The following is a 23,616-nucleotide window of genomic DNA, read 5'->3' on the forward strand; positions in this document are numbered from 1 at the left end:
CAACGGCGCGTGCCCCGGATCACCCCATGGAGCGCCGGTCCGGCGTTCGCCCTGGGTACGCTGACGGTGCCGGTCAGACTGCAGCACATGGGAGCGATCATGAGCGCCGCACGCGACTACGGGCTGGACGACGACTACGAGTGGCCCCGTCCCCCGGTGGGCGGCTGGACGGCGGACGACCTCGACGAGCTTCCCAACCTGCCTCCGCACACGGAGCTGATCGACGGGAGCCTTGTCTTCGTGAGTCCGCAGACCAATTTCCACTCACGCGTCATCCGTTTGCTGGACAACGCCCTGCTGGCCCAGGTACCGGATGAGTGGGACGTCATCCGCGAGATGACCATCAAGCTCAACGAACGCAACCGGCCGGAGCCCGACGTTCTGGTGTTCCGGGCCGGCGCCGACGCCGGCCCGGACCAGACCTGGTACCGGCCGGAGGACGTCGTGATCGCTGTCGAGGTCGTCTCGGAGGAGTCGCAGGAACGGGATCGTGAGGTGAAACCGCGGAAGTACGCGGCCGCGGGAATCCCGCACTACTGGCGCGTCGAGCAGAACGACGGACTTCCCGTCGTCTACGTCTACGAACTGGACCCGATGACCACGTCGTACGTACCGATGGGCATCTTCCACGACCGGCTCAAGCTGACCGTGCCGTTCCCCGTCGACATCGACCTCACCGCCGTCAACCGCCGGCGCTAGGCCGAGCAGCCCAGTCCCTCCGGCACCTCGCCGGCCAGGGGCTCCGCCCCGCCCGGCGGGAAGGACGTGCGCAGGGTGAAGGCGTACGGGGTCGGGCCGTTGGTGCGCAGGTGGAGGAGGCGGGACTCCGCCTCCGCGACCGTCGGGCGGTGGCCCGCCGGGACCCACCACAGCGCCGTCATCGCCTCCTCGACGCGCTCGAACCACTCCCTGCGCCGCGCCAGCATCTCCCGGTGGCGACCCTGGTACATGAACGCCGTCAGGGCGTCGGTGTTCCGCCACACCGACATGTTGACGATCAGCCACGAGTCGCCGAAGACGGCGATGTCCGTCGCGTCGCCCCCCTCGCCCTGCAGGCGCCAGACGAAGCCGTCGGCGGCGTCGGCGTCCGCGTTCACCGGGTCGAGGCCGTCGACGAAGTCCTTCAACCGCGGGGAGTCCAGCGGGGCCCTGAGACGGGCGATGTTCACCTGGGCGAGTTCGTACGCGGTCTCGTTCATGGACCGGACGGTAGGTCGGAACGATGTCGCTCCGGCACCCCCGTCTCATCAAGTGGGCTTCTTATCCTACGAGTTCAGCACCGCCTCCATCACCGCCCGGGCGATCGGCGCCGCCGTCCCGCCGCCGCTGATCTCCCGCCGGTTCGCCGCCGCGTCCTCGACCACCACCGCGACCGCCACCTTCGCCTCCAGGTCCCCGCGGCCCTGCGCCCAGGAGATGAACCAGGCGTACGGCGTACCGGAGTTGCCGAGACCGTGCTGGGCGGTGCCGGTCTTGCCGCCGACGACCGCACCGGGGATCGCGGCCCTCGTGCCGGTGCCGTCCTCCACCACGCCCCGCATCAGCTCCCGCAGCCGCGTCGCCGTCACCGGGTGCATGGCCCGCCGCACCGGGCGCGAACCCGCCGTCGACACCATGCCGCCGCCCGCCCGCGTGGTCCGCTCCACCAGATACGGCTCCCGCACCTGCCCGCCGCCCGCCACGGCCGCCGCGACCATCGCCATCTGCAGCGGTGTCGCCCGGGTGTTGTACTGGCCGATCGCCGACAGCGCGAGCTGCGCCCGGTCCACCGTGGTGTCGAAGGTGCTGCGCGCCACCCGGAACGGGATCCGCACGTCCGGGTCGTTGAAGCCGAAGCTCTCGGCCGTCGCCCTCATCCCCGCCACCCCCGTGGCCACCCCCAGCCCGGCGAACACCGTGTTGCAGGACCACACGAACGCCTCCCGCACCGAGGCGTCCTCGCAGCCCGCCGACCCGTTGGTCAGCCGGGTCCGCGTCCCCGGCAGCGTGTACGGGTCGGGGGAGTCCGTCGGCTCGTCCAGGTCCTTCACCACCCCGGCGTCCAGCGCCGCCGCCGCGGTGACCACCTTGAACGTCGACCCCGGCGGATACGTCCGCCGCACCGCCCGGTTCAGCATCGGCCGGTCCGGATCGGTGTTCAGCCGCGCCCAGGCGTCCCGCGCCGCCGCACCGTTCCCGGACAGCGGCGCGGGGTCGTACGACGGGACCGACACCAGCGCCAGGATCCGGCCGGTCGACGGCTCCACCGCCGCCACCGCCCCCTTCCGCGAGCGCAGCCCCTCGTACGCCGCCCGCTGCGCCGCCGGGTCGATCGTGGTGACCACGTCGCCGCCCGCGTTGCGGGAGCGGGTGAACTCGTTCCACAGCGGCAGCGGCGCGAGCACCGGGGCGGCCCCGGACAGCAGCCCGTCCTCCGTGTGCTCCAGCAGGCTCGTCCCGTACTCCTGGGAGGCGAATCCGGTCACCGGCGCGTACAACGGCCCGTCGCGGTAGGTCCGTTCGTAGCGCAGGTGCTCCCCGGTGTCCCGCGAGCCGGTGACCGGCCGTCCGTCGACCAGGATGTCGCCGCGCGGCTGCTGGTAGCGGGAGATGGCGTCACGGCGGTTGGCGGGGTTGGTCCGGTAGTCCTCGGCGTGCAGGATCTGCACCCGGGCGGCGTTCACCAGCAGCGCCACCAGCAGCAGGGCGCAGAACAGCGCGGCGTGCCGGATGTGCCGGGTCACCGGGGCACGCCCCCGCCGCGCCGGACGCGCCGGCTCACCGGACGGCACCCCCGTCGCCCTGCCGGCGCGCGGAGTCGCTCAGCCGGACCAGCAGCGCCACGATCGCCCAGTTGGTCACCACCGACGAACCGCCCTGCGCCAGGAAGGGCATCGCCATCCCGGTCAGCGGGATCAGCCCGGTCACCCCGCCCGCGATCACGAACACCTGGAGCGCCACGAGCGAGGCCAGACCCACCGCGAGCAGCCGGCCGAAGGGGTCGCGCAGGGCCAGCCCCGCCCGGTAGCCGCGCTCCACCAGCAGCCCGTAGAGCAGGAAGATCGCGGACAGTCCGGCCAGGCCCAGCTCCTCCCCGGCCGTCGCCAGGATGAAGTCCGACTTGACCGCGAAGCCGATCAGCACCGAGTGCCCGAGCCCGAGTCCGGTGCCGAGCGTCCCGCCCTCCGCGAAGGCGAACAGGGACTGGGCGAGCTGGTTCGGGCCCTCGCCCGCCTCGATGGAGGCGAACGGACGCAGCCAGGTCTCGATCCTGTGGTGCACGTGCGACTCCAGCCGGCCCACCGCCACCGCCCCCAGTGAGGCCAGCAGCAGCCCCACCGCGATCCAGCCCGTGCGGCCGGTGGCGACGTACAGCAGGACCACGAACAGGCCGAAGAACAGCAGCGACGTCCCGAGGTCCCGCTCCAGCACCAGTACGCCCACGCTGACCAGCCAGACGGCGAGAATCGGGCCGAGCACCCGGCCGGTGGGCAGCTGCAGCCACCAGACGCGGCGGCCCGCGTAGGTGAGGGCGTCCCGGTTCGCGGCGAGGTACGAGGCGAAGAAGACCGCCAGCAGCACCTTCGCGAACTCACCCGGTTGGATGGAGAAACCGGCGACCCGGATCCAGATCCGGGCCCCGTTCACCGCCGGGAAGAGGATCGGGACCGTCAGCAGGACCAGCGCGGTGGTGACGCAGACGTAGGTGTAGTTCCGCAGCACCCGGTGGTCGCGCAGCACCAGGACGACCGCGGTGAACAGCGCCACGCCCAGGGCCGACCAGACCAGCTGCGCCGGGGCGGCCCGCTCGCCCGGCGTCTCCAGGTCGAGCCGGTAGATCAGCACCAGGCCGAGGCCGTTGAGCAGCACCCCGATGGGGAGCAGCACCGGATCGGCGTGCGGGGCGCGCCAGCGCACCGCCAGGTGGGCGACGAGCGCGAGCACGCCGAGCCCGGCGCCGTAACCGGCGGCGCCGGGCGGGACGGTGCCGTTCCTGGCGAGGCCGACGGCGCAGTAGCCGTACACCGACAGCAGGACGGCCAGGACGATCAGGGTGAGTTCGACGCCCCGGCGTCCGGTGCGGCGGGCGGCGGGCGCGGGCGGATCCGCCGTCGCCAAGGTGATACCGGCCTTGCTCATGTCCGGAACTTACCCACATGGTGCGCTTTGCGTGCTGTGCTCATCAGCACCAGCGTGGCGTGGGACCGATGGTGTCGATGTAGGCGGCCGGGCCCCAGGCCCAGGTGCCGTCCGTGAGGAGGTACCAGAGCGAATTGCCCGCCACCTTGTCGCCCGGGGTCCTGCAGAAGATCGAGACGACATCGCCCTTGTGGGCGTACCGGATGATCTGCGAACCCCGGTTCGGGGCGCTGCGCAGGGCCAGCGACCTCACCGTCACGACACCCTTGTACTGACCCTGGTCGTCGTGGTGGCCGCCGGCCTGGTTGCCCACGTCGCCGTTGCCGCCCTGGTTGTTGTTGCCGCCGCCCTGCTGGTGGCCGTTGCCGCCTTGCTGGTTTCCGGCGCCGCCGGCTTGCTGGTGGCCGCCTTGCTGGTTGCCGCCACCGCCCTGTTGGTTGCCACCGGCTTGCTGGTGGCCGTTGCCGCCTTGCTGGTTTCCGGCACCGCCGGCTTGCTGGTGGCCGCCTTGCTGGTTTCCACCACCGCCCTGTTGGTTGCCGCCGCCACCGCCCTGGTTGTTGTTGCCGTTGCCGGCTTGCTGGTGGCCGCCTTGCTGGTTTCCGCCACCGCCCTGTTGGTTGCCACCGCCCTGCTGGTGGCCGTTGCCGCCCTGCTGGCTCCAGTTCCCCTGGCCGCCGCCCTGGTTCGGGTCGTCGGCGGCGACGGCGGGGGCGACGGCGGCCGCGATGGCGAGGGCGCCGGCGGCGAGGGTTATGGGCAGACGGCGGGGGAGCGGGGGACGCGGGGACATGGCAGTACCTCCACATGCGGGGAAACGGGTCGAAGGTGACTTACCGCCACACTAGGAGCGGCCTCCCGCGCCCGCCCGCCCTACTGCGCCATCGGGGACGGCCCCCCGCCCCGCCTACTCCGCCGGCCCCTCCAGCAGCCGCGCCGTGGGCAGCCCGGCGCGGAGGTAGTCGACGAACAGACCGTTGTGCAGGGCCCAGGGCGAGCGGCGGGAGCGGATCAGGCGGATCGCCGCCTCGGCGGTCCTGCCCTGCCGCACCAGCGCGTGCGCGACCACCAGGCCCGAGCGGTTGTACCCGTGGTGACAGCGCACGAGGACCGTACGGCCGCCGTCCAGCGCCTCGCACGCCGCCTCGGCCAGCCGGATCACGCCCGCGAGCTGCGTCCCGTCCAGCGGCCCGTCGGGAATCGGCCACACCTGGTGCTCGACCCCGGGGTCCGGGCCGTGCCCGGGCGCCCGCAGCAGGGTCTGCACGAGATCGAACTGCCGGTTCGCCACGGCGGGCTCCAGCCGGCCGGAGGGACCCCGGAACTCGTGTCCGCCCATCCACAGACCGGGCACGATCTCGTTCCACGGACTGTCCGGAGCCGGTACGCCGGGCTGCTTCCCGCGGGTACGCAACGGTGCCTCCCCACCCTCGCCGCCCGGGCTCCTCTCCACGGTAACCGGCGCCTTGCCCCTGGAGCCCCTGCCTGTTCCCATGGATGTGGGGTGATGGGGCATGGAGGGACTGCGCGTCATACCGACCCGGCGCCACGGCCGCGAAAGGCTGTACGTCTGTCTCCCGGACGGCAGGAACCTCGCCTGGTACGACCGTGAGACGGCCCGGGTGAACCTGCTCGGCGAGGACCACGAGGAGGGCGTCCTCACCGCGCTGGGCCCCTTCCTCACCGGCCCGGTCTCGGTCGGCCCGCCCCCGGTCCCCACCCCCGCCGAGCTGGCACGGCTCTCCCTGCACCCCGACGACGACCTCGCGCCGAACCGCCCCGGCGAGGCGCTGCTGGTCGGCCTCGAACGCGACTCCGGCCCGGCCCGCCGCCTCCGCCCCGACCCGCGCCGCGGGGCGCTCGCCGCGGAGCGGACGGTGGGCGAGGCCCTGGACCGCATGGACGGCGCCGGCTGGCGCGCCCTGCACTCGATCCCGCTCCCCGGCGGCGACCGCGTCCACCACCTGCTGATCGGTCCCGGCGGCCTGTACGCCGTCCACACCCTGTACGCCCGCAGGCGGCGGGTGACGGTCGCCGACCCCCGGGTGGGCCTGGGCCGCCACGAACCGCGCCTCCTGCTGCGCAGGGTCCGGGCCGACGCCGACCGCGCCTCCCACGCCCTGACGGCCGAGGTCCGCCCGGTGCTCGTCCTGGTCGGGGCGTCGGCCGTGACGGTCCCGGCCCCGCCCCGCGAGGTGCGCGTCCTGACGGACGCCGAGGTGGAGACCCTGGCCCGCACGGGCGGAGTGCTGAAGCCGGCCGACGTGGAGGCCCTGTACGCCATGGCCCGGGACCGGAACACCTGGGCCCGCCTGTGACCGGCCGGGACGACGGGGCCCGCTTCCCGTGAGCGGCACGGGGTGACCGGGCCGGGCCCGTGGGCGGCACCTTCTCCGGATCACCGGGCGCGAGCCGCCGCCCCCGTGGCCCCCCGCCCCGACGGCAGGCATCATAAGATGAAAATATCGTGCAAACGGTGACAAACGCCCCGCAGTGGTCCACGGGCGACCGGAAAGGTGCCGCACATGAGATCCATCTGGAACGGCGTGATCTCGTTCGGCCTGGTCAGAATCCCGGTCAAGCTCGTGAACGCCACCGAGAGCCACGCGGTCCCCTTCCGCGAGATCCACACGGAGGACGGCGGCCGGATCCGCCACCGCAAGTTCTGCGAGCTGGAGGACCGCGAGGTCACCGCCCAGGAGATCAGCAGGGGCTACGAGGAGGCGGACGGCACGATCATCCCGATCACCGACGAGGACCTGGCCCACCTGCCGATCCCCACCGCCAGGACGATCGAGATCGTCACCTTCGTCCCCGAGGACAGCATCGACCCGCTCCAGCTGGGCACCGCGTACTACCTGGCGGCGGGCAGGGCGCCGGCCGCCCGGCCGTACGCGCTCCTGCGGGAGACCCTGAAGCGCGGCAACAGGGTGGCCGTCGCGAAGTTCGCGCTGCGGGGCAGGGAGCGCCTGGGCATGCTCCGCGTGATCGGCGGGGCGATCGCCCTGCACGGTCTGCTCTGGCCGGACGAGGTCCGCGGACCCGAGGGGATCGCCCCCGACGCGGAGGTCACCCTCCACGACAAGGAGCTGGACCTCGCGGACGCCCTGATGGACGCCCTCAGCGGGGTCGGTCTGGAGGACCTGCGCGACGAGTACCGCGAGGCGGTGGAGGAGGTCGTCGCCGCCAAGATCTCCGGCGAGGCCCTGCCCGAGGCGCCCGAACCGGATCGCGGCGTCGAGGTCCTGGACCTGACGACGGCCCTGGAGCGGAGCGTCCGCGCGGCCCGCGGTGAGCCGGAGGAGGAGGGCGGGGCCGGGCGCTCGCCGCGGCGCGGGACACCCCGCTCCTCCACCGGGGGGACCGACGGCGGGAAGTCCGCACGGACGGCGAAGAAGAAGACGGCGTCCTCGGCGCGGAAGCCGGCACCGCGGACGGGCCGGGACGGGAAGAAGGAGCGGACGACGGCGAAGGACACGGCCGGGAAGGCGTCCCCGAAGAAGACCCCGGCGACGAGGACGGCGTCCCGCAAGCACTCGGCGTGACCCGCCGCGGAGCCGCCAAGGCCCTCGCCGCCCCCCGGCCGGGACGGGCCGGCCGGACACGAACCTCACGGACGCGGAGCGGTCCCCCACCCGGGCACGGCCGGGCGACCGCGTCGAGATCACGTCGACGCCCGCTCCGGGCGCGGGAACGGCCGCCGGACCGGCACGGGCGAAGACGGCGGCCGGACGGCCCCCCTTGAGCGCCCCGGCCGCCCCGCGCACGGCACGGCACGGCACGGCACCATGGGGCGTATGGCCGAGAACCGGATCGTCAACACCCACCAGTCCGAGGCGTGGAACGGCTACGAGGGCCGGCACTGGGCCGACCACCAGTCCCGCTACGACGCCCTCAACGACCCCGTCAACGCCCCGCTCCTGGCCACCGCCCGCATCCGGGCGACGGACGGCGTCCTCGACATCGGGTGCGGCAACGGACGCCTCACCCGCCTGGCCGCCCGCACCGCACACCGCGCCGTCGGGGTCGACCTCTCCGCGCCCATGCTGGAGCGGGCCCGCGCGAGCGCCGCCGCGGAACACCTCACCAACGTCTCCCACATCCAGGCCGACGCCCAGGTGCACCCGTTCGAGGAGGCCGCCTTCGACATCGCCCTGAGCCGCTTCGGCGTCATGTTCTTCGCCGACCCGGTCGCCGCGTTCGCGAACATCGGACGCGCCCTGCGACCGGGCGGACGCCTGGCCTTCGTCTGTCCGCAGTCCGTCGACCGGATGGACCAGGCGGTCGTCTTCGCGGCCGTCGCCGAGCACGTGACCCTGCCCGACTTCTCCGAGAGGACGGAGACGGGCCCCGCCGCCTTCGCGGACCCGGAACGCACCACACGCGTCCTGGGCGGAGCCGGGTTCAAGACGATCGAGGTCGAACCACTCGAAGTACCGCAGATGTGGGGCACGGACGCGACGGACGCCGCCGGCTTCCTCTTCGGCTGGGGCCCGATGCGCCACTGGCTGCGCGACGCCGCCCCCGAGGCCGTCGGCCGCGCCCGCCTGGCCGCCACCGACGCCTTCCGCGCCTACCAGACGGAGGACGGCGTACGCCTCACGGCCCGCCACTGGCTGGTGACGGCGACCTGGCCGGGACCCGCGTGACCCGCGGCACCACCCCGCGCGGGGGCCCGGCGTCCGTCCTCGACACCACGCTCCGGCACGCCGGCCGGCGGACGACGCGGACGCTTCACCCCGGGGGAGCGGACGCGCACCGCGCCATCACCGTCACGGACGGCGCCCGGCCGCCTCGGCCCACGCGGCGCCCGCGTCCGGGACCGCTCCCGGCTCGCCCCCCGGCCAGAAGGACTCGTCGTCGCCGAAGTCCGGAGCGTGGAAGGGCTGTGTCGCGGGAGGCGGCGCTACGACGGGAACGGGACGCGGCGTCCCTTCCGGAGCGGAGAACTGCGAGGTCAGGTCGATGAGGGGCTCCTCTTCAAGTACGGGTCCGTGCGGGACCCGGTGCGCTGTGACCGGCCACGGCGGCGCTACAGCTTGGTCATCTTGGCGTACGGGCTCAGGATCCGCCGTTCCGCCGAGCCGAAGTCCACGACCGCGGCGATCCCCTCCTCGACGCCGGTGACCCGGCCGAGGCCGTACATGTCGTGCGTGACCTGGTCACCCACGGCGAACTGCTTGAGGGGCGGCGGGACCGGGGCCTTGAAGGGACTGGTGGGCAGATGGCGCTTGGGCGCAGCAGACTTTGTCATCAACCCCAGTATGCGCCCATCACGGGCGTGGGGAGCCGATGATGCCCAGGGAGACCGGCGGATTCGGACCCGGCCAGGGCCCCACTCTCCGGATGGCTGCCGACCGCCCGAGCCTCTGACCTGCGCCGAGACGGCTGCGTGAGGGCGGGGGAATCCGTGATGAGCATGTCCGTCGACACTGGCGACGAGACACTGCGGAACTCGTCGAACGGAGCCGGCCGCCTCCCACAGGGACCAGGCGGGTTCCCACAGGGCCGCGATGCGTGCTGATCATTCCGCGCCGGCCCACGAGGTTGGGGGCTCCGCTGCATCTCGGCCGTGTGCCGTCGTCCGTCGGTTGCCGACTGCACCTGCCGCGTCGTCCTCCGCCCCGCCGACGGACTCCCGTCCCAGGCGTCCCGTCCGGTTCGCGCTCTACGCCCGGGCCGTCGAGCTGGCGACTCTCACGGTATGGGGGTTTTGGAGGAGGAGCCGCGGCGGCTGGACGGTGGACGGTTCCGCTGCCCGTACTGCGGGCTGGCGCAGGAACGGGTGGCGACGCTGGAGCACGACTGGGTGCTGCTGGAACCGGACATGAACCCACTGGCCCACACCGTGCCGGCGGAGCACCGCTGGATCGAACTGTCCGACGGGCGGGTGACGGTCTACGGAGTGTGCCCGCCGGACCAGTTCCAGCGCTGCCGCATCGAACACCGCCTTGCCTGCCCCGCACAGCCCTTGCCGGACCTGTGGCGATGGCTGACGACCCTGCGAGAGGAGAACGCCCGCCAAGCGGCCCGGCAGGAAGATCCGGAACCGTCCCCGCCGCCCGAGGAATGGCCGGACGCCGGCTGACGCTCAGCGGGTCCCCTTGCCGCCCGAGGACCGCGCACCGAAGAGTGCCCCTACTGCGTCGCGTCGCAGCTCATGCAGCGGCTCACAGCCGTCCGCTCGGTGTTGCCCTGGGTGGCGCGGAGCGGGCTGGAGGGAGCGAGACGACGCCACGCTCCGGGTGAGGGGGTGAGCACCCAGCCATAGAGGGGCGGCCGGATGTCGGCCGGGACGATGTGCGTGCAGCCCGGAAGGTGGGCCTTGCCGCTGGCGTGGATGATGATCGAGGCTGTCGGCCAGCTGTCCCATTCGCTGGTGATGGGCGCGCTGCCGCGAGGTGTGCGCGGAGCGCAGTCGGCGCAGTTGTGCATCTCATGGCGTTCGCAGTACTGCATCGTCCTCACCCTGTCAGGTCCCGAGCTGTCGCTCGGTGCGCTCGAGCCACCTCCGGTACCCGTGCGCGACGTCATGCCTGGTCGGCTCGATTCTTCGATTCCTCGGTCCATCGGTCTCAGCTCCTCCCAGAGGGCGCCCCGGTGCGGGCTCGTCATCACCAGCAGTGACGCGTAGCCGCATCCCTGCTCGCTGAGGGACAACGCCTCCGCCTCCTGCTCGTCACAGTCGCATGAATTGTCATACTGTCCGACTAGCCTTCGGCGTATGGGGCTTGGCGACATCAGGTACGAAGACGTCATCGCGGCGACCGAAGAGTTCCGCCGTCTGGGCCGGGACGACTTCCTTCAGACGTACGGCTTCGGCCGAGCCAGGTCATACGAGTTGGTCCTGGACGGTCTTCGCTACGACTCGAAGGCCATCGCCGGTGTCGCCCACGGGCATGCCACGGGCGACTTCCTGAGCGCGGGGGACTTCAGCGGCGGTGCGGCCACGGTGGCGCGGCGCCTGCGCGAGCTCGGCTTCGAGGTGGAGACCGGGGAGACACCCCGCGACCCTGCCGCCCTGCTGGAGCGGCTCCGGAAGCTCAAGGTCTCCCGCGGCCCCGGGAATCCGGCCCCCAGCCGTCACCAGCCGTTGAGCCTCCTGTGGGCGATATCCCGCGAAGCCGACGAGCGGCCCCGCATGACCCCGTGGCCACAGTTCCGGGACGAGGTCGGCCCGCTCCTGGTCGAGTTCGGCCTTCCCAACGCGAAGGCCACACCGGAGTACCCGTTCTGGCACCTCCGGGGCAGTGGACTGTGGGAGGTCCAGGGCATACCGGCCGAGCAGGCCAAGGAGATGCCGAAGGTGAGCATCCTCGACGCACACCACCCGCAGGCCGGCCTCACGGAAGAGGCCGCTGCTCTCCTCCGGGATCCGGTGACCCGCCTGGACGCCATCGTCACGATCTGCGAGACGTACCTCCAAGACGCAGACCACCAGGCCCTCTTCGAGCGGATGGGTCTGGCCGGATACACCACAGCCGGCAGCCTGCTGAGCCTGTCGGAGGACGAGAACGGCGGTACCGACATGGACGCGTACGGGCGGGCGAGCGGCCCCGCACCGCGCCGTGACGCGACCCGCTCCGTCATCGTCCGCGACGAAGCCCTGGCCAGGAGGGTCAAGCAGCTCGAGGGCGACCGGTGCCAGATCTGCGGCACGGAGCTCCGCTACCTGAACCGCCCGTACAGCGAGGCGGCGCACATAAGAGGCCTGGGCAGGCCCCACCACGGCCCCGACGAACTGCAGAACCTCCTGTGCCTGTGCGCCAACTGTCACGTCCTCTTCGACGGCTTGGAGATCTACGTCGATTCCGACGGCCTGGTCCGGGACACGAGAGACGGCAGAGAACCCCGCCCCCTCCGCCGCGACCCCAGGCATCCGGTGGACGAGGCGCACATCGGCTATCACCGCAACCTGTGCCACCTCAATGCCCGCAAGCCTGCCGTCGGCTGACTCGGCCCAGGGCCGGGACCGGGCACCCGACCGAGGGGGCCGAGCGCGCCGGCAACAGCGTGGACGTCCTGCTGACCCGCTGCGCCAAGTGCCGCCACGGACGGCAGGACGTCGCCGACCGCCGCATCGAGGACCTGCTCCGCACGTGGGGACTGGGAACACCCGGCCATGCCCGAGGTTCCCGGCGCCCACCAGGGACCTCGGTGTTTTGCAGGTGCGCTCGCTCAGAACGACGGTTCCACGGTGTCCTCGGTCGGAGGCTGCTGTGCGCGGGTGCCGAAGGGGTTGTCGATGACGTACCGCCAACGGCCGTCCGGACCCCGCCGGGCGATGTCGGTGGCCGTGCCCTCGACGTGCACGGCCTGCCCTTCCCCGCCGGTCCCGTCGATGACCCAGTCGACGATCAGCAGCGCCACGTCCCCGCTGCGGTACACGTGTCGCGGACGGACCACGATGGGAACCCCGAGCCCCTGCAGGCGGCCGTTGGCGGCGTGCAGGTCCGGGCCGGTCGCCGGTGTTCCCGGCTCCGGGACCAGCACCGCCGCCTCCTCGTAGACCTGCGCCAACGCGGCGGCGTCGCCGCTGTTGAACCGCTCGGCGAACACGGCGGGCACCTCTTCGGGCCGATCGGCCAAGGCTCGCATGATCGACAGATGTCCTTCCGGGCCGGGAGAATCGGAGTGCCCCACACGTTAGGAGGCGATCTCGTGACTCACCGAACGGTTGGTCACCCGGCGGGACTCCCCGACGACCCGCACGCGCACGTCACCGCACCCACCCCCACATGTCCCGTGGAGATCGCGCTGGCCGCCCTGCACGGCCGCTGGACGACGCTGGTGATCCGCGAACTGCTGCGTGGCGACCGCTCCTACAGCGAACTGCGCACGGCCCTGCCCGCCCTGTCGGACAAGGTGCTGTCCGACCGCCTGGCACAGCTCGCCGAAGCCGGAGTCGTCGAACGCGACCGCAGACCGGGCTGGCCGCCGCGAGTGCGCTACGCGCTCACCTCGAGCGGACACCGCCTCGGCCCCGTCCTCCAGGCCCTGTGGGACTGGGGAGCGGAGGCGTCAGCACGAGACAGCGGGGCCGAGAGCAGCCGTGAGACGAGCCCCGCTCACTGACCCGGCCGCACTGAGCCGTCCCACCTGCGGCGATGCCCCAGGATCCCGCCCACGCCCGCTCCGAGCACACGCCTGCACACGCGCGAAGACCCCGACCTCAGGGTTTCCGCCGGCGACGGGGTCTTCGGGCACCTCGTACAGGGTGCCCCCAGCAGGATTCGAACCTGCGCACACGACTCTGGAAGCCCTCTAATAGCCGGACAACGCACCAGGTCACAGCCCTGCGCGTGGAAGATCAGGCAGGAGGAGTCCGCAGACAGTCCACGGCCTACCGGCACGGAAGGGCACCGCACCGGCCTCGACTTCCCCTTGACGTCACCCCACCGACGGCGGCGCAGCGACGTGGCCACACCCTGGCGCGCGCCGGTAGATCACTACCGGTCAATGCATGTACTCCACTTCAGCATTTAACGTAATGATCCTAGTTGCACTGGTTCGAGTGGAACCGCCTCGGTGGTGTCCCGCGTCGGGAAACTGCGACGGACGTCAACTGCCTTTGCAAGAAGGGACGTCAATGGCACCGAACCACAACAAGCGGTCGGCTCAGATCCGTGCGGCGATCATCACAGGTGTCCTCGCCATCGTCGGAGCCGTCCTCGCCGCGATCATCGGTGTTCTCCCCATGTGGGGGGATGACAAGGCCGACGACGTCAAGGAGTGCCCGGGGCAGCGCGTAGACCTCACGGCGCCTGCCAGGGTGGGTCCCGAGTACGACATCACGGTCGAGATCAACTGTCTTCCGCCGGCCGGCGAGAAGTACGTGTTGATCACCGAGATGTCGAATGTGGGGGTCAAGGGAACCAAGCACACGCTGTACTGCCCGCGCTTGGAGCCCGAACTCAAGGAGGGGGCGAAGACGTACCGTCGGTCGGCCGCCATGTCGCCGGTGGGCTCCGAGCGGACCCTGTACATGTACAGCTTGACCGCTGAGGAGGAGCAGCAGATCGAGGCCAACGTCGTGGACGGGGACTGCGTGACGAGCCTCCCCACGAACGCGGACAAGGTGTCGAACAGCGTTCAGGTCAAGCGCACGTACTGATGTGACGCGAGCCGGCCAGGGCCCCGCAGCCGTGCCGCTGCGGGGCCCTGCGCACGGCCCTCACCTGCGGGTGCGGCGCCTGTAGTAATGCACGGTTACCGCACCGAGCAGCGGCCCCCAGGCTGCCACGGGCAGATAGCAGGCGGTCATGAGCCAGTTGCCCCACGGCGTGATGTCCATTTCAGCGTGCAGGGTCGTCCAGACGAAAAGCACGCCGTAGACGCTGCAGGCGACTGCGCCGAGTGCGGCCGGCACAACCGCGGCGAGGACCGGGACCGGACGGCCTCCGAGGTACGGCAGCCAACGCGGCCACACCTCACCCCACGGACGGACCAGCCCGAGTGCCAGCCAGGCCAAGCCCTCCTGGGCCAGCGACAGCAGGGGAAGCACCAGCAGACCCCAGCCGGGTACGAGCATCGCGTCGTACTCGGACTGTCCCAGGCCGAGCGGTATGCCCAGCACTACGGCGAGACGCCACAACGCCGACGGCAGAGATGCCCAAACAACCGCTGCAGCCGCGCGTCTCGCCCAGCCCGGGACCCCGGGGACCGTCCGGCCCGGAGCGTGGCCGGGTAAGTGACCCTCGTTCGCGGGGCCGTCGGCGGAGAGGGAAGCAAGGGTGGGCATGCGGCACGCTCCTCGAGCAGCGATGGAATGCGGCGCCCCTGATGCTTCCGCGGTCCCCTCCCGCTTTCGTCAGGCCAGGGTATGCACCGCCTCCGCCACGGGGCGTAACCGCAGCGTCACCGCATCAGCCCTGGGACGTATGCGTGGGCACCGCCGCCCACTGCTGCGCGGTCCCGCGTCGCCCGCTCCCGCCCACGTAGCCGTACCTCGGCGCTTTCCCGGTTCGACCTGCGGTTCTCTGCTCCGTGACCAGCCCACGCACAGTCCGCAGCACCCGACATACGACCGCTCCGAGCGGCACACGCCTGCGCATACGCGAAGACCCCGCTCTCAGCTTTCCGCTGATGACGGGGCCTTTGGGCACCTCGTACAGGGTGCCCCCGGCAGGATTCGAACCTGCGCACACGGCTTCGGAGGGCAAGTGCGTCTCCGGAATAGCGACACGTCACGGGCTGGTTATCGAGCTTCGTGGGTACGGTCTGTCCACGAATAGTCTACCGTCAGTGGTCCGGCAAGCTGCTGCGAACAACAGCTTGAGGAAGCCTCCGTCTGGCAGGTGCGTAGCACGTCACCTGCCACCACACCTAGGCGGTGTTGTGAGCCCCGACACCAGCACGTGGATCACCGGCGTGAGTAGATCTGTCAGCTCCGGAGATCGACCTGCCGGTTCACGCGGCACCCTCTTCGGCTACGGCTGTGGCGCGGATGGACTTAATGACCGACTCCATGCTGTCGATATCCGCCTCGTCGAACAGGTCCTCCGGGCCGCGAGGGGCAAGGGCATTGAACGGCGGGTCGTACAGCACGGCGACGTCGGCCATGCCGTTGCGGGCCACGTAGTCGACGAGAAGATCCACATAACGGAGCTGGGCGCTGGAGAAGGTCCGCCCCCGCTGGAATTCTTCGAAAGCGTCCCGGGCGGCCTCTCGCTCCAGGCCGGTCAGGGAGCGCAGGAAGATGCCGAGCCCGCCGTCGGCGTTCCGGGTGCGATCGAGGTCTGCCTCAGTGCCGATGCCGGCTTCAAGGAATATCCGTTCCAACTCACTCAGGTCGGTGGCCGTGACTTTCTGGTTCCGACGGATCTTCTGGATCGCCAGGTGATCTTCGTGCGCGCGCAGGTAGATCTTGAGCTTCTGCTCGAACCGGGTCAGGTCCGTGCCGATGGCTGTGCCCTGCAACTGTGCGACTCTAAACTCGCCCAGCTCATCCTCGAAGTCCGTATAGACGATGTTGCGGCGGGTCTTCTCGATCAGCTTGACCAGGCTGCGCAGTCGTCGCCGCATCGCCTCCAGCATCGGCAGGGTCACGTCCTGCCGCCACTCGTCGCTGACGAGTTCGTCGATCAGCTCCTGCTGGGCCCGCACCGCCGGGATCGTGTATTGGTCCTGCAGCGCGGAGGCGATCTCCTGGACTTGCGCACGCAGCCGGTCATAGCCGACGTCCGCATTCACAACCGCAAGCTGCAAGCGCAGGGCGAGCAGGTCGAAGCGCTTGGTTTCCTCGGCGTTGTCGTCGTCGCGGAACGCCGTAGGAAGGTCGGCGAGATGGTCCACGACCTGGGCGTGGGTCTCCTGTGCCAGCCCAAGCCAAGCGTCCAATCCGGAGAAGGCATCGACGTACTCACGCTTCGGATCGAGGATTTGTTGCGCGAATACGAGTGATCACTATTACGTCAGATGTGGGCCCTTGGAACCTCCAGGGGTCCACATTTTTGGCAACGCAGCTATAGATCGTCAGGAGTTGATCTGCTGGTGCGTCGCCAGCCCGAGATCGGGGTTGTACCAGTTCGGAAGCTCTTGGGTGGCACCTACCTCTAGACGCATAAGTGCTCGCACATGCCCCTGCTGCGGGGTGAGCGAGTCCAAGAGGCCAATAACCTGGTCGAGCCTCGCCTGGCGACCGGATGAGCCCGGCATACCTGCTAGCTCCATCAGGTGCCTGTAGGCGACCGTGAGCTGGGCGTTCACTTTGCTCTCAAGCTCAAGAACCGCGTCGCTTGCCACCAACTGAGCTTCAGCACGGGTATCTCGTTGGGTACGCCGCGCACTGCTCACTTCCGCTGCTTCCGCGTCGGCAGGTCCCGATTTCAGTGCGTACGCGTACGCCAGCATCGCGTCTCTGTAGTGACGATCATGGGCGTTGAGTAGAACGTAGCAGCTCCGGAGCTGCTCGATCCTGCGTTGATCTTCAGAAGCCTGCTGCTCTGTGACACGGACCCGTTCTTCTTGCTCCAGCCTCCGCAACTCCGCCCGCTGAGCGAGGACCTGAGTGATCACTGCCGAAGCCAACGTGCCACCTACACCAACGATTGCGACGATCACAGAGATGGTCGCGCCGGACATCTCCACCCCCTGGGCTCAGCTGAGTTCCCTTGATGTGTAGACGGTAGCCAACGCACCCGCGTCGCTCGCTCCAATCACTGATGGTCGGCAGGGGGAGTTGCTGTCGGCATGGCACCACCGACGGCCCACCCCGTGTGACGCCTGCTGCCCGGTCTCTTGACCCGCTCAGGGGGCCCGCCACTTGTCGGGGCTGACCTAGGGAGACGCCCCACGATCCCGTCCACGAATAGTCCACGGACCCCGACATACGCCCGCTCCGGGCTGCATCCGCCTGCACATACGCGAAGACCCCGGCCTCAGCGTTTCCGCTGGTGACGGGGTCTTTGGGCACCTCATGCTGGGTGCCCCCGGCAGGATTCGAACCTGCGCACACGGCTCCGGAGAGCCTGTGCGACCCAGGCATTCCAGCAGGTCAGGGCTTCGTAGGCAGCAGGGATAGGCTCATCGGTCCACGAATGGTCCGCAGGCGTCGGCCTGCTGCTGAGCCGCCGTCCGGCCGGACCTGATCCTGAGGCAGGGCGTGGGGTTCGCATGCCTGGTTGAGACGATCTTTACCTACTGGTCCCGGAACTGGAGATGAGCCGGTTCACTGGATTTCTACGCGTCTGCGACAGCCCCTAGCTGGTACTGTCCCGCGGCTTTGTTGAGGTGTACCCACAAATTCAATTTTGCTGTCGTGCGGTTGACTGTAACATCACGAGCGATCAAGGGAGTTCTCATTATGATGTCTTCACATTGGAACGCTCTAGCCGCCGAAGCGGCAATCGCCTCCGCTCAAATCGGGATGGGTGCGACGATGCTCGGTAAGACTTTGCCGCAGAGGACTGCTACGTATGCTGAATCATTTTTTCCGCTGAGTATCGGATTTGAGCGCGCAGGGAAGGTGATTCTCCAAGTTGATTCCAAGCTGACGCGTGGTCATTTCCTGGCGCGCAAGGAAATGAAGAAGCTTAGCCACGATCTTGTTAGCTTGTTTGACGCCGTGCAAGAGGTGAGTGAGAGGCGCTACCCGGGTGATGATCTATTTGGGCGACCTGCGGGTTCGATTCACGCAAATATCGTCGCGATTCTAGGAGATTTTGCAACTAGCGGTCGATACTTCCACCTTGATTACCTGGGTGGCGTACAAGCGCCGGGTGGGGATGCAGCGGCCAGGTGGTGGGAGCAGGTCGTCGCGGAGGCTTCACGCAGACACTACAGTGCGGCGCGAAGGAGGCGAGATCAAGAGCGAGCGAAGCTCATAGATTCGTTGTTTGATGGCGCAGCTATCGTGCGTGATTCACTCGTAAATGGTGTGGAAATCGACACGGTCGAGAAGGCGGCTGCCGTCAATATGCAAAACGAGGCTGCTGTCCCTTGGTGTCGGATGTATACATTGCAGATTGCGCGATGGCTGGCGCGTCTGCTCATTGAACTCGGTTATGACGGCGTTGGTGATCAAGATGTTCCATACTTCAGTGACTTCTTTAGCCTGTTGAACCAGGATGATGGGACGCTTAGGTCCCGCAAGACTTGGACTATGTCGCATTACTAATACCCTGGCCAGGTCGAGGGGTCATAGCAAGCCAGTAGCCGGTTCTACTGATCGCTGGTCTCACTGACCAGCAAGGCTGAGGATGCCCACGGCTCTGAACAGCTCAGATGCCGTGGGCTTCTGCCGTTGTCGGTCAATGTCGGGCGGCCTCGCACGGCCCAGCGCTCAGGTCCCTGGTAACTGTCCACTGGTCACGAGTAGTCCATGTGTGCGCAAGCCCAGGGAGCCAAGCAGGCCACGTCGTACCTAGCCCGGCCTTCACAGACGGGGCCGGCGCTAAGGTCTTTCAGTCAGTGGCAGGGTCACTGTCATCCACGATTTCGTCCACCGAGGCTACGGCAGAGGCCATGAAGATATAGTGCTTGTCTTCTCCGGCCAAGTAGCTCAGGAAATTATCGCGCAGCTTCTGAGTTCCGAGGTAGTAGTTTCGGAAGGCTTTCGAACAGTTATCTGCTTCTTCGCGAGAAGGGGGAACCGGGATGCGGATTTCCTCATAACGCTTGCCTACATCTTCACGGTTCGTTTGCATGAAGACGATGCGGTCCCACTGGCGCCGAACCGCTTTGAGTGTCATTGCCCAAAGGAGATAGAAGTTGTCGAACGGCGCATTTTCGGATGCGCGAAGAACAAGAACTTCTTTGGTCAGGACAACTCGCTCCTGTCCCGGCATGATCAGAGCGAACTCGCCAATGTTTTTGCTGGTCCTGATAGGGGTGATGAGGTCGAATGCCTTGAGGCCTGATTCCTTTCCTTTCCAGAATCTTTCAGCGACTACATCTGGTACTCGATTGGTTGGGTTGATGTTTACCTGGCCAGCCCGAATGTCGGACACCTTGATGTAAGGCACGTGACCCGTACGGAAGTCCGCTGAAGGGCTTCCATGCCCATGCGAAGATTCCAGCGTCCCGGAGTTGATCAACTCACCGATCGTTTTGCTTGTGTAGCCCTCGAACTCTGGAGACTCCATTAGGACTTCGAAGTCGCGGATTGATCGTTCGTCGAAGTAATTAGGAACGGCTAGGAGCTGGCTTTCTGGAGATCCCGCATCGATCCACCGGCTGGTGTCGGTGGTTTCTAGGTTATCAACTAGAGCGATGACATCAGCTTTGATTTGATCATCGATTTCGGTTGTCCGGAGGCCAGTTTCAGGGTCTACAACGAACAGCTCCTCGCCGTCCTTGTTGATTCCTACAGTCGGCGCGTAGGAAACGAACACCTTATCTTCGCGGAACCATGCTGGCTTGTGCGGCATCGTAGATCACTTCTTCTCGAAGACGTAGAAGTTAGTTTTGGCGCGGCAGAACCCCTGGAAGGCTTCCATTGGGATGTTCAGGACTCCCCGCAGAGCGAAGCGGTCCTCAAGCCAGTTCGGCAGCCATTTGTAGGTCGGAGAGAAGAAATAGGTCTCCGGGAGAACGATGCCTAGCCGGCCGCCTTTCATCAAGAGCCGGTAGGCGCGCTCGAGGAAGATCAGGCCGATCTCCAGATCGACGTACTCGCCCGGCTTTCGGCTCGCAGCTTCCGCGATGGTGTAATTATTGCGCCGCGAGTCAGTTTTGCTGACCTTTAGGTTCTTGCCGAAAGGAGGGTTTGTGATCACCACGGTAAAGGACTCATTACTAAGAGGCTGCTGTAGGTGCTGGTAGTCTTTAGCCCAGCGATCTTCTCTTATAGAGTCGCCAATATGAACATTGACGGAACCATCGCCAAGGCCGACCATAATCGCACGGGTCAGCTTGACGTTGATGGAGTCCTTATCGACGCCGTATACCTGACGATGGGCCCACGTTCGAGCCTGTGCTGCCTTGGCTTCAGGGATATCCCTTACCAGAGACAGGAAGGCTTCCGTCAGGAAACCGCCAGTCCCGCAGGCGGGATCGATGATCTTGTCTTCGAGTCTGATGTCCATCATTTTGATGGCTGCTGAGATAACTCGCTGCGGAGTGAAGTACTGACCTTCACCAGCCTTGAGGTTAGCCCTGCGGAAAACTTGGAATGCCGATGAAATCGCCTCTGGGCCAACGTCCAGAAGGTTCAAGTTGGAGAGCTCGTACACCACGTCCTGAATGGTGTGGTCGTCTAGATCGAGGCTTCCTTCCCGGTGTTCGGCGAATACCTCAGGCCGTAGTTTCTTTAGCTTGTTGAACTGCTCCTGCATGGATCGAGCAGTGGCCGTCTCCCCTAGGGGGGAAAGCTGAAAAGCTACCGGCTTGGAATCGTCGTAAGAGGCGATGGAGTCAGATTCCAGTTTAAGCAGTAGAAGGTTGCACAGTTCATTGAGCTGAGAGTCCGACCGGGTTGACTTGCTGTCACCTGCGACAATGGCATCAAGTAGACGCTTGAAAGATGCCCGTAGCTGGCCAGGCTTAGGAGTCACCAAGTCGCTATAGGTCAACGGTTTCTCAGACGGCTGGGAGAAGTTCTCCCCAGGGTGTGGAATTCCCTTATTCAGTACTTTCTTGAAAGTGCCGTCAGCGAGCTTGTATACGCGGACGTCATCCGTCCCATTGGACCAGTAGCCCATACGGGCGCGGGGCTCGCGAGCTAGATAGATCTCCAGCTGGCTTACGCCCTCAGTGAGGGTTGGTTGTTTGAACTCGCAGATTGCGAGGATGTGCTCCCAGTCATCCGCATGCTGCGAGTCATCAAAGATGGCGAGGTCGACTGGCCAGCCGGCGAAGGACTTGCCGCCTTCCCGTTTTGCAGCATCGTGAGGAGACTGGGGCACTCGCCACTCGGGTTTCCAGCGAAGCTGTCCTTGATCCCAACCCGACTCGATGAGTGCTTTGATCGTCGGAAGGCGTACTTGCTGATGCTCGGGGCCGCTGAGGGTACGGGAGAGGGCAGCTTCGTCAGTCACGGCGCAACTGTAACTGCTGCATCTGACAATGAAGGCAGGTGACCGGTAAGGGTGGTTATGCCCGTTTTGCGTCTCCGTGGGTGTTGTCATCCGCGTGCTCGTGCCATGCCGCAGCGGTAGGCCGAGTGTGTCGGCAGTCTGTAGACATGTGCATGCTCGATGCCTTCAGCGACGTTTAGCGATTCCCACAGACGGAGGTCGGCGGAACGGCTTTGGGCTGGAGCTGCTTTGGGGCGAGTGATCATGGCCCCGTAAGCTTCCGGCGAGTCGGGCAGTCTGTTGACCTGCCCGTTAAAGCACGACGGAGGGGCCATGATCTTAGAGGCTCGCCCCAAAGTGGCTGCCTAAAGCCGTGGAGCCGACCGCCCCAGCCACGACGTGGGTTCTGACCTCGGCATCGCCTTCTCGCCTCAGCCCCGGCCCGGTCTTCGCCCCCTTGTGGGCGCGGGCGGGCGCCGGCGCGCGGCCCCGGTGACGAAGGCAAGGAGGGGCGGCGCGGCGGCGACCGACCGGCGCCGCCGCGCTGTGCGCGGCAGCTTCGATCTTCGATCGGACTGCTTGCAGTTCCAGAAGGCCGGGCGCGAGAGCGAGCGCAGCGAGTCTTGAACCCGTGGAGAAGGTTGTAACTCAGTAGGACTCAGGTGCTGGTTGACCGGTCGGTCCCCTGGTTGCTGTGATCCTGCGTGCTTGTTCTGCTGCGCGCTGAAGTGCCTGGGCCACCTGGTAGGCATCGTCGGCGTTCAGCAGGATCTCTTGTGTCCAGAGGATCGAGAGCCTGACGGTGCCGTCGTGCAGGTGTACGGCTACGTCGACTTCTGTGTCGTGGCCGGCTGCGTCCCGGATGCCGTCCAGGCCTAGGTTACTGGCGAACGCGCTCATGCCCCGATGCTCCACAGCGGGGCGTCGTACTGGCCCGGTCGGCTGTGGATGAGAAGCCGGCGCAGCTCGTCACGCTGGGAGCCGCTGAGGTTCAAGGCCTCGGTGATGTGGCGGAACGTCGTGTGGGTGACTCCGCGGGCTCGGGCCTCACTCTGGAACTGGTCGAGTCGGGACAGTACGCCATCGGGGTCCAGCTTCGTCGGTGGCCGCTCAGTGAGCCATGCCGCCTTGTTGCGTTCGTAGTCGATCTCCGAGAAGCCGCAGATCTCGCGGCTGTATGCCTCGGCTTCGTCCAGGGTGGCGGTCGTCATGATGGCGCGGGCCAGGCTGTTGCGGCTGACCGCGTCGTCCAGGTCGACTTCGTGGACCGTGGGTCCTTCGTCGGTGAGGGGGACGGGAAGGCCGGCGTCGCGCACCTCGCAAATGCCGCGGGCTCCTCGGGCTGTTGCGGTGAGCATGGCGGTGGCCTCCGAGGGGTGCCACTCCAGGATGCTGCCGATCGTCTCCACGTCCTCGGCCGTGAAGGTGTGGACGGGAGTGCCGAACAGAGGGCGCAGGTCGTCGGGGGAGATCTCGCCGTCCAGACCGGGGCCTGCGACCAGAAGCCGGATGGGCGCGTTGACCTGGCAGCAGGCGGCGAGAGTGAGGGCGTCGGCGAGTGGGCTCTTGAGGGTGGGTTCGTCGCCCTGGGCGAGGATGTCGCCGCCGACATCGAGCAGATCGATCGAGGCCGGCGCCAGGTGGGACACCAGCTCTTCGAGCTGGCGAGTGATGCCCTCGGCGCCGTGGTGCGGGTCGAGCAGAGCCAGTGTGTGCGGGAGCTCTGCCGCGAGTCGGGGGAGTGTGGAGCCTGCCGGGGCGATCGGCTGGGCCTCGGCCGGCACCGACCAGACGGACTGAGTGACGGGTTTGAGTCCCGTGAAGCTGTCGGCTCCCCGTGGCCCCGGGAGGGGGTCGATCAGGAGGCGGTCCCACGCGTACGTGAGGATCACCGCCCGGCCCTTGTCGCCGTAGAGGGCGGCGTGAAGCATGGCGGCGGCGACTGCGTCGCCCCCTCCTCCTGCTGCGACGATCAACCGCGTCATGCGCTCAGAGTACGGGTTCACGGGTTGGCCACTCACCCTATAGTGGCCAAAGGCCA

Annotated in this window: 25 protein-coding genes; 10 read left to right on the forward strand and 15 right to left on the reverse strand. The window is 67.9% G+C overall.

The window, feature by feature from the left end:
* Window positions 1-99: 99 nt before the first annotated feature.
* On the forward strand, window positions 100-699 hold the full coding sequence (locus tag ABTY20_RS02815; RefSeq protein WP_351995219.1) for a Uma2 family endonuclease: 600 nt from the start codon (window positions 100-102) through the stop codon (window positions 697-699).
* Here ABTY20_RS02815 and ABTY20_RS02820 read toward each other — a convergent pair.
* The 4 genes from ABTY20_RS02820 to ABTY20_RS02835 form a co-directional block, all read right to left on the reverse strand.
* On the reverse strand, window positions 696-1,199 hold the full coding sequence (locus ABTY20_RS02820; RefSeq protein ID WP_351995220.1) for a DUF3291 domain-containing protein: 504 nt from the start codon (window positions 1,197-1,199) through the stop codon (window positions 696-698). The genes ABTY20_RS02815 and ABTY20_RS02820 overlap by 4 nt on opposite strands.
* A 66-nt stretch (window positions 1,200-1,265) precedes the next feature.
* Window positions 1,266-2,723 carry a penicillin-binding transpeptidase domain-containing protein gene (locus tag ABTY20_RS02825; protein ID WP_351995221.1) on the reverse strand — a complete coding sequence of 486 codons (1,458 nt, stop codon included), beginning with the start codon at window positions 2,721-2,723 and terminating at the stop codon, window positions 1,266-1,268.
* Between the two features lie 34 nt (window positions 2,724-2,757).
* Complete coding sequence (locus ABTY20_RS02830; RefSeq protein ID WP_351995222.1) at window positions 2,758-4,119, reverse strand: FtsW/RodA/SpoVE family cell cycle protein; 1,362 nt, start codon at window positions 4,117-4,119, stop codon at window positions 2,758-2,760.
* Window positions 4,120-4,162: 43 nt separating this feature from the next.
* Window positions 4,163-4,432, reverse strand: a complete 270-nt coding sequence (locus tag ABTY20_RS02835) for an SH3 domain-containing protein (protein WP_351995223.1) — start codon at window positions 4,430-4,432, stop codon at window positions 4,163-4,165.
* Here ABTY20_RS02835 and ABTY20_RS02840 point away from each other — a divergent pair.
* Entirely contained in the window at window positions 4,406-4,951 is a 546-nt protein-coding gene (locus tag ABTY20_RS02840) for a hypothetical protein (RefSeq protein ID WP_351995224.1), read from the forward strand. The genes ABTY20_RS02835 and ABTY20_RS02840 overlap by 27 nt on opposite strands.
* A gap of 75 nt (window positions 4,952-5,026) precedes the next feature.
* On the opposite strand, the gene ABTY20_RS02845 is transcribed toward ABTY20_RS02840, so the two are convergent.
* Window positions 5,027-5,533: a protein-tyrosine phosphatase family protein gene (locus ABTY20_RS02845; RefSeq protein ID WP_351995225.1), complete on the reverse strand. Its 507-nt coding sequence runs from the start codon at window positions 5,531-5,533 to the stop codon at window positions 5,027-5,029.
* A gap of 100 nt (window positions 5,534-5,633) precedes the next feature.
* Between ABTY20_RS02845 and ABTY20_RS02850 the strand changes: the two genes are divergently transcribed.
* From ABTY20_RS02850 to ABTY20_RS02860, 3 genes are all read left to right on the forward strand, one after another.
* Window positions 5,634-6,437, forward strand: coding sequence for a nuclease-related domain-containing protein (locus ABTY20_RS02850; RefSeq protein WP_351995226.1), 804 nt, complete (start codon window positions 5,634-5,636; stop codon window positions 6,435-6,437).
* A 207-nt stretch (window positions 6,438-6,644) separates the two neighbouring features.
* On the forward strand, window positions 6,645-7,664 hold the full coding sequence (gene ku / locus ABTY20_RS02855) for a non-homologous end joining protein Ku (RefSeq protein ID WP_502991727.1): 1,020 nt from the start codon (window positions 6,645-6,647) through the stop codon (window positions 7,662-7,664).
* A gap of 252 nt (window positions 7,665-7,916) precedes the next feature.
* The gene (locus tag ABTY20_RS02860; RefSeq protein WP_351995228.1) at window positions 7,917-8,768 is read left to right on the forward strand and encodes a class I SAM-dependent methyltransferase; all 852 of its coding nucleotides are present in this window, start codon (window positions 7,917-7,919) and stop codon (window positions 8,766-8,768) included.
* Window positions 8,769-9,151: 383 nt separating this feature from the next.
* Here the strand turns inward: ABTY20_RS02860 and ABTY20_RS02865 are convergent, their stop codons facing one another.
* Complete coding sequence (locus tag ABTY20_RS02865; RefSeq protein WP_351995229.1) at window positions 9,152-9,373, reverse strand: hypothetical protein; 222 nt, start codon at window positions 9,371-9,373, stop codon at window positions 9,152-9,154.
* 450 nt (window positions 9,374-9,823) lie between these two features.
* Here ABTY20_RS02865 and ABTY20_RS02870 point away from each other — a divergent pair, with 450 nt between their 5' ends.
* The gene (locus ABTY20_RS02870) at window positions 9,824-10,207 is read left to right on the forward strand and encodes a DUF6083 domain-containing protein (RefSeq protein ID WP_351995230.1); all 384 of its coding nucleotides are present in this window, start codon (window positions 9,824-9,826) and stop codon (window positions 10,205-10,207) included.
* A 50-nt stretch (window positions 10,208-10,257) separates the two neighbouring features.
* Here the strand turns inward: ABTY20_RS02870 and ABTY20_RS02875 are convergent, their stop codons facing one another.
* Window positions 10,258-10,587 (reverse strand): hypothetical protein, encoded by a 330-nt coding sequence (locus ABTY20_RS02875; protein ID WP_351995231.1) that lies wholly within the window; start codon window positions 10,585-10,587, stop codon window positions 10,258-10,260.
* Window positions 10,588-10,843: 256 nt separating this feature from the next.
* Here ABTY20_RS02875 and ABTY20_RS02880 point away from each other — a divergent pair, with 256 nt between their 5' ends.
* Window positions 10,844-12,073, forward strand: a complete 1,230-nt coding sequence (locus ABTY20_RS02880) for an HNH endonuclease (protein ID WP_351995232.1) — start codon at window positions 10,844-10,846, stop codon at window positions 12,071-12,073.
* A 224-nt stretch (window positions 12,074-12,297) separates the two neighbouring features.
* Here ABTY20_RS02880 and ABTY20_RS02885 read toward each other — a convergent pair whose 3' ends face one another.
* Window positions 12,298-12,717 (reverse strand): YybH family protein, encoded by a 420-nt coding sequence (locus ABTY20_RS02885; protein WP_351995233.1) that lies wholly within the window; start codon window positions 12,715-12,717, stop codon window positions 12,298-12,300.
* 63 nt (window positions 12,718-12,780) lie between these two features.
* On the opposite strand from ABTY20_RS02885, the gene ABTY20_RS02890 reads away from it, so the two are divergent.
* Window positions 12,781-13,194, forward strand: a complete 414-nt coding sequence (locus ABTY20_RS02890; protein ID WP_351995234.1) for a winged helix-turn-helix transcriptional regulator — start codon at window positions 12,781-12,783, stop codon at window positions 13,192-13,194.
* Between the two features lie 514 nt (window positions 13,195-13,708).
* Entirely contained in the window at window positions 13,709-14,233 is a 525-nt protein-coding gene (locus ABTY20_RS02895) for a hypothetical protein (RefSeq protein WP_351995235.1), read from the forward strand.
* Between the two features lie 60 nt (window positions 14,234-14,293).
* Here the strand turns inward: ABTY20_RS02895 and ABTY20_RS02900 are convergent, their stop codons facing one another.
* The 3 genes from ABTY20_RS02900 to ABTY20_RS02910 all read right to left on the reverse strand — a co-directional run bounded on the left by ABTY20_RS02900 (window position 14,294) and on the right by ABTY20_RS02910 (window position 17,202).
* Entirely contained in the window at window positions 14,294-14,860 is a 567-nt protein-coding gene (locus ABTY20_RS02900) for a hypothetical protein (RefSeq protein ID WP_502991729.1), read from the reverse strand.
* A 668-nt stretch (window positions 14,861-15,528) separates the two neighbouring features.
* Window positions 15,529-16,413, reverse strand: a complete 885-nt coding sequence (locus ABTY20_RS02905; protein ID WP_351995237.1) for a type I restriction-modification enzyme R subunit C-terminal domain-containing protein — start codon at window positions 16,411-16,413, stop codon at window positions 15,529-15,531.
* A gap of 180 nt (window positions 16,414-16,593) precedes the next feature.
* A complete protein-coding gene (locus ABTY20_RS02910; protein ID WP_351995238.1) occupies window positions 16,594-17,202 on the reverse strand; it encodes a hypothetical protein in 609 nt (202 codons plus the stop codon).
* 676 nt (window positions 17,203-17,878) lie between these two features.
* Here ABTY20_RS02910 and ABTY20_RS02915 point away from each other — a divergent pair.
* The gene (locus ABTY20_RS02915; RefSeq protein ID WP_351995239.1) at window positions 17,879-18,736 is read left to right on the forward strand and encodes a hypothetical protein; all 858 of its coding nucleotides are present in this window, start codon (window positions 17,879-17,881) and stop codon (window positions 18,734-18,736) included.
* A gap of 286 nt (window positions 18,737-19,022) precedes the next feature.
* Here the strand turns inward: ABTY20_RS02915 and ABTY20_RS02920 are convergent, their stop codons facing one another.
* From ABTY20_RS02920 to ABTY20_RS02935, 4 genes are all read right to left on the reverse strand, one after another.
* Window positions 19,023-19,988: a restriction endonuclease subunit S domain-containing protein gene (locus ABTY20_RS02920; RefSeq protein ID WP_351995240.1), complete on the reverse strand. Its 966-nt coding sequence runs from the start codon at window positions 19,986-19,988 to the stop codon at window positions 19,023-19,025.
* 6 nt (window positions 19,989-19,994) lie between these two features.
* The gene (locus tag ABTY20_RS02925) at window positions 19,995-21,596 is read right to left on the reverse strand and encodes an HsdM family class I SAM-dependent methyltransferase (protein WP_351995241.1); all 1,602 of its coding nucleotides are present in this window, start codon (window positions 21,594-21,596) and stop codon (window positions 19,995-19,997) included.
* A gap of 627 nt (window positions 21,597-22,223) precedes the next feature.
* Window positions 22,224-22,475, reverse strand: a complete 252-nt coding sequence (locus tag ABTY20_RS02930; RefSeq protein ID WP_351995242.1) for a hypothetical protein — start codon at window positions 22,473-22,475, stop codon at window positions 22,224-22,226.
* A complete protein-coding gene (locus tag ABTY20_RS02935) occupies window positions 22,472-23,560 on the reverse strand; it encodes a DUF1152 domain-containing protein (RefSeq protein WP_351995243.1) in 1,089 nt (362 codons plus the stop codon). The genes ABTY20_RS02930 and ABTY20_RS02935 overlap by 4 nt, the downstream gene beginning before the upstream one ends.
* Window positions 23,561-23,616 lie beyond the last annotated feature (56 nt).

This window comes from Streptomyces sp. NPDC126497 (assembly GCF_040302425.1).
GTDB lineage: Bacteria > Actinomycetota > Actinomycetes > Streptomycetales > Streptomycetaceae > Streptomyces.

Bases quoted from the DNA above. Each gene is read 5' to 3' on its own strand.
- ABTY20_RS02930 (WP_351995242.1), bottom strand. From the start codon at position 22,475: ATGAGCGCGTTCGCCAGTAACCTAGGCCTGGACGGCATCCGGGACGCA.
- ABTY20_RS02920 (WP_351995240.1), bottom strand. From the start codon at position 19,988: ATGCCGCACAAGCCAGCATGGTTCCGCGAAGATAAGGTGTTCGTTTCC.
- ABTY20_RS02895 (WP_351995235.1), top strand. From the start codon at position 13,709: ATGGCACCGAACCACAACAAGCGGTCGGCTCAGATCCGTGCGGCGATC.
- ABTY20_RS02860 (WP_351995228.1), top strand. From the start codon at position 7,917: ATGGCCGAGAACCGGATCGTCAACACCCACCAGTCCGAGGCGTGGAAC.
- ABTY20_RS02865 (WP_351995229.1), bottom strand. From the start codon at position 9,373: ATGACAAAGTCTGCTGCGCCCAAGCGCCATCTGCCCACCAGTCCCTTC.
- ABTY20_RS02850 (WP_351995226.1), top strand. From the start codon at position 5,634: ATGGAGGGACTGCGCGTCATACCGACCCGGCGCCACGGCCGCGAAAGG.
- ABTY20_RS02815 (WP_351995219.1), top strand. From the start codon at position 100: ATGAGCGCCGCACGCGACTACGGGCTGGACGACGACTACGAGTGGCCC.
- ABTY20_RS02910 (WP_351995238.1), bottom strand. From the start codon at position 17,202: ATGTCCGGCGCGACCATCTCTGTGATCGTCGCAATCGTTGGTGTAGGT.
- ABTY20_RS02870 (WP_351995230.1), top strand. From the start codon at position 9,824: ATGGGGGTTTTGGAGGAGGAGCCGCGGCGGCTGGACGGTGGACGGTTC.
- ABTY20_RS02935 (WP_351995243.1), bottom strand. From the start codon at position 23,560: ATGACGCGGTTGATCGTCGCAGCAGGAGGAGGGGGCGACGCAGTCGCC.
- ku (WP_502991727.1), top strand. From the start codon at position 6,645: ATGAGATCCATCTGGAACGGCGTGATCTCGTTCGGCCTGGTCAGAATC.
- ABTY20_RS02820 (WP_351995220.1), bottom strand. From the start codon at position 1,199: ATGAACGAGACCGCGTACGAACTCGCCCAGGTGAACATCGCCCGTCTC.
- ABTY20_RS02880 (WP_351995232.1), top strand. From the start codon at position 10,844: ATGGGGCTTGGCGACATCAGGTACGAAGACGTCATCGCGGCGACCGAA.
- ABTY20_RS02885 (WP_351995233.1), bottom strand. From the start codon at position 12,717: ATGCGAGCCTTGGCCGATCGGCCCGAAGAGGTGCCCGCCGTGTTCGCC.
- ABTY20_RS02900 (WP_502991729.1), bottom strand. From the start codon at position 14,860: ATGCCCACCCTTGCTTCCCTCTCCGCCGACGGCCCCGCGAACGAGGGT.
- ABTY20_RS02830 (WP_351995222.1), bottom strand. From the start codon at position 4,119: ATGAGCAAGGCCGGTATCACCTTGGCGACGGCGGATCCGCCCGCGCCC.